This is a genomic window from Kocuria sp. (assembly GCF_030536815.1).
Classification (GTDB): domain Bacteria; phylum Actinomycetota; class Actinomycetes; order Actinomycetales; family Micrococcaceae; genus Kocuria; species Kocuria gwangalliensis.
Genome location: NZ_JAUNPE010000196.1, coordinates 1 through 3,532 on the forward strand (window position 1 = coordinate 1; position 3,532 = coordinate 3,532).

Here is a 3,532-nt window from a genome sequence, read left to right on the forward strand (position 1 = left end):
CCTGATATTGGATTCATGACAGGTTCCGATTCAGTTAGCTGTTGAAACGGCTGTCTAGTCGCCAAACTTGCGACAGCCGTATGACTTCGACGGCCCGCCCTCTACGGCGGGCCGTCAGTCATTTAAGCGGTTTGGGTGATGGGAAGCTCCTCAACGTTTTGCCGGTCGTCAAGAACGTTCGGCAATCCGAAGTCACGGTCAATTAGAGCGCCGACATAATCCGCCTGGGACAGGCCTAGAGCGGCCGCCTTCTCCGCCGCACGGCGGTGCTGCTCAGGCAAAATGCGCATGCTGAACGCCACTCGCTTCCCGAGCAGCTTGGGCGGTGTGTACTTCGTCATACACTCACCCTCTCACATTGCTTGTACTAGCGCTAGGAACTTCGACAGCGTGTCGACTTACCTGCTGCTATCCATGTCACGGGGCTCATGGTCGATGACGTCTCACTGCCCATTGTGCTTTTTGAGCTACATGACAACCTGACGCTGACCAGTGGGCTCGCTATGGTGACCATCGCGTCTGACCCATCGCCAGGTGAAGTCGTAGACGCGGAAAACTTTGTCTTCGGCGACGTCTCGGGAGACGCCGTCTACGACCCGGATGAGGCTGGGCCTGGGACAGAATGCGTTCGGAGTGAAGCCCGTTCCGGCAACGGCGCGGGTTCGGGCGGCTCCGCCGCCGTGGGCCGTTCCGGCCCGTGCTGGGTTCGGTGCGGTGACGCCCCGGCGTGGCGGCACCGTTTCGATGACGGATCGGGGACGGCCCGAGCGGCCAGCGTCCCCCAGGCCAACCATGCCCGCGGTTGTGTTGGTCTGCGGGGAACCCACCGAATCCGATACGCCCACCGGGACGGGGGCGCGGAGCGCCCCCGTCCCGGTGGGGCTGGCCTCCGGCCAGGCGGCTGCCGCCGCAAGCGCCTCCGGCGCTCCGGGGCCGTAGCGGCTGCGCCGCGGACCCCGGCACGGGTCCGGCGGCGGAGCCGCCCGGGCGCGAAGCGCCCCCGGCACGGACCCGAGGCGAAGCCGAGGGCCGGGACGGCCAGGACGACCCGAACGCAAAACGTGAGTACCGCACGGGGCACCCGAAGCGAAGCGGACCGGAACGCAACGGCACGACGCACCCCACCAGTGAGGAACGAACGACAACGAGGGGTGCGACGGGACGTTGCTGGAGGGCCGCGCAGCGCAGGGATACCCGCACGGTACGAACAGAGAGAGCGCGAGTCCTGGGCTGGCGAACGGGCGGCGTGTTGGGACCACCGTGTTTCACTGCGGATTCTCGCGGTTTTTGGTTGGTAAACGTGGGGGATGTTGACTACCGCGTGCTTGTTCGTGAGGTTTCTACTGGCTGTCTATACTGATTCCATGACAGAGACACGCTCCGAATCCGGGTATTACCCGTGAGTGTCGGAGCCCCTCTGAGTTGGCGCATGACCGGTATCTCGATTCCTACACCCGCACTCATTGCCCACCTCTTGGGCGTGAGGAACGAACCGCCGACGACTGATTGTTAGTGCCGGAGGGCGCTGGCGGGGAGGATGTCATCCTGCCCGGTCCCTATCCCAGAGAGTTCCGCCAGGATGTCGTCGCGGTCGCAAGGCGTCGCGAGAATGGTGTCACCATCGGGTCTTAGTACATCGCGAATAAAGTTGCCACTTCTGCCCGAGGGGGTGAGACATTCGTTGCAAAGTTAGACCCATGTGCGCTGATTACGGGGCATCCGGTGGTGGTGTTCCCAGTGATCGGCTCATGATCTGGGCGAACTCATTCTCGAATATCGTGGACTCAAAATCAGCTGCTACTTCGTGCCAGTGCTGTTGCTCGAGCGCGGGCAGTATCGAGCGCACCGCCATCCGTAGGTACACCCCCCGACTTCGTCCCGTCAGGGCTGAGAGCGCGTCCAGACGTCGTATCAGATCCGGGTCCAATCGCACCGAAACCACCTGACCCGACGGATGCGAACGCTGACGTTCAGTCGCCACACCGACCACCTCCTAAGAACGTTAGGGGGTACAGCTGTACCCCCTAAGCACCAATGTAAACAATGTTTACAACGTTAGGGGTATCACTGGTGATACCCCTGCACAGCGCAGCGCCACGACCGCCAGGAGCCCCCTGGGAGCCGGGTCAGAGAGTTTATGGCACATAAAACATAACTTGCCTCCGCCGGGGCACCACGGGTGCGAAGCGCCGGCTCAGCGCCCGTGGACAGTGGAACGCACGGTGTGCGTCCGTTAACCTTGGGGCATGGCGAAGCTCACCGACCCCCAGCAGGCAGAGGAAGCCGCGCAGCGGCTGCTCAACGATCGGATGGACTACGTGCGGCGGGCGATCACTGCTCGCGGCGCCCTCGATGAGGCCCGTGAGGCTCTCAAGGAGGCCGAGAAAAACGACACCGCCGCGTTTCAGGCCGCTGTGAACAACGGCGGCTGGAGCGCCGAGGAACTGCGCAAGATCGGACTTGCTGCACCGGACAAGGTGCAGCGCGTACAGCGCCGACGGAAGACCGCCCAGACCACCTCGGGCGCGCACTCCCCGTCCGCGCAGAACGGCGGCGACACCGAGCCGGAGCAGTGACGGCCAGCCGCTGGGTTCTTGCTACCTGCTACGGCGTGCTTCTGCTCGTTTCCATCATCTTGATGGCCAGAGGCTCAAAAATCGGATTGTTCTCCGGTCTGCTTCTGGTGGTCTCGCTGCTCGTCATCTGGCGCGAAGCACGCCAGATTCGAGCGGACCGCGAGTTGGGCAACCGCGGCTGAGTTCCTGGCCCCGTGCCCACATGGGCACGGCAAAAGCTCTCTCGCTCCGCGGCTTTTCCCGCACCCATATGGACAGCGGGGACCCCATCTGACCACCCGACCACAGCCGGCAGGTCACCTCACGCCCGCCCGTGACCCTTCCGTTCCCGCCGACTGTGGACGGCTTCCCGCACACGTGGTCACCACGCAACAACGGTGCCCGCTCCCCCAGTGGGGAGCGGGCACCGTCCGTCTGAACAGACCAAGCAGAGCGAGGATTTACAGCTCCAAGCCGCCTTGCTGGGGACGCTGCTCGTCGTGCCGCCGCGCCACCTCGAGCGGACGCCCGGAGCCGTTTCCACCACTGCTGGCACTGCTGCGACCCGCGGCAGGGGCGTCGGGGAAGTTGATGCGCATCCGTTTCTTCAACGCCTCCAGCTCCGGATCCAAAGTCGGTTGCGGCGTCTCTTCTCCGCGCATCGCGCGCCCGATCCGTTCGACCTCCCACCGGGCGGCCTCCAGTGCGTCCTGGTGCTTGAAGGGAACCTTCAGCGCCTCACGGGCGTCGACGACTTCCTGCCGGGCGGAGGCCAGTCGAGCTTCGCGCTTGGTGACTTCCTCCGGCAGTGCCCGCACCTGGTTCTCCAGCCGTTGGATCATCCCCACACTCGGATTCAACGACGTCGCCCGGGTGACTTCCACCGCCACACCGGGGGCATCATCGATGCGCAGCTCCACCGGCGACGCACTCAGGTCGGCCAGGTTGCCTGGACGCTGCACCACCCGGATGTCGTG

4 protein-coding genes are annotated in these 3,532 nt (G+C 64.4%); 1 reads left to right on the forward strand and 3 read right to left on the reverse strand.

The features are described from left to right. Window positions 1-122: 122 nt before the first annotated feature. Together Q4E95_RS11970 and Q4E95_RS13930 are read right to left on the reverse strand one after the other, a co-directional pair. Window positions 123-341 (reverse strand): hypothetical protein, encoded by a 219-nt coding sequence (locus tag Q4E95_RS11970; protein ID WP_303383521.1) that lies wholly within the window; start codon window positions 339-341, stop codon window positions 123-125. A 1,367-nt stretch (window positions 342-1,708) separates the two neighbouring features. Beyond that, window positions 1,709-1,990, reverse strand: a complete 282-nt coding sequence (locus Q4E95_RS13930) for a ribbon-helix-helix protein, CopG family (RefSeq protein ID WP_368660331.1) — start codon at window positions 1,988-1,990, stop codon at window positions 1,709-1,711. A 256-nt stretch (window positions 1,991-2,246) separates the two neighbouring features. Here Q4E95_RS13930 and Q4E95_RS11975 point away from each other — a divergent pair, with 256 nt between their 5' ends. Beyond that, the gene (locus tag Q4E95_RS11975; RefSeq protein ID WP_303383522.1) at window positions 2,247-2,576 is read left to right on the forward strand and encodes a hypothetical protein; all 330 of its coding nucleotides are present in this window, start codon (window positions 2,247-2,249) and stop codon (window positions 2,574-2,576) included. Between the two features lie 440 nt (window positions 2,577-3,016). Here Q4E95_RS11975 and Q4E95_RS11980 read toward each other — a convergent pair. Then, window positions 3,017-3,532 (reverse strand): hypothetical protein (locus tag Q4E95_RS11980; protein ID WP_303383523.1); only part of this gene is annotated, 516 nt, incomplete at its 5' end.

Bases quoted from the DNA above. Each gene is read 5' to 3' on its own strand.
- Q4E95_RS11975 (WP_303383522.1), top strand. From the start codon at position 2,247: ATGGCGAAGCTCACCGACCCCCAGCAGGCAGAGGAAGCCGCGCAGCGG.
- Q4E95_RS11970 (WP_303383521.1), bottom strand. From the start codon at position 341: ATGACGAAGTACACACCGCCCAAGCTGCTCGGGAAGCGAGTGGCGTTC.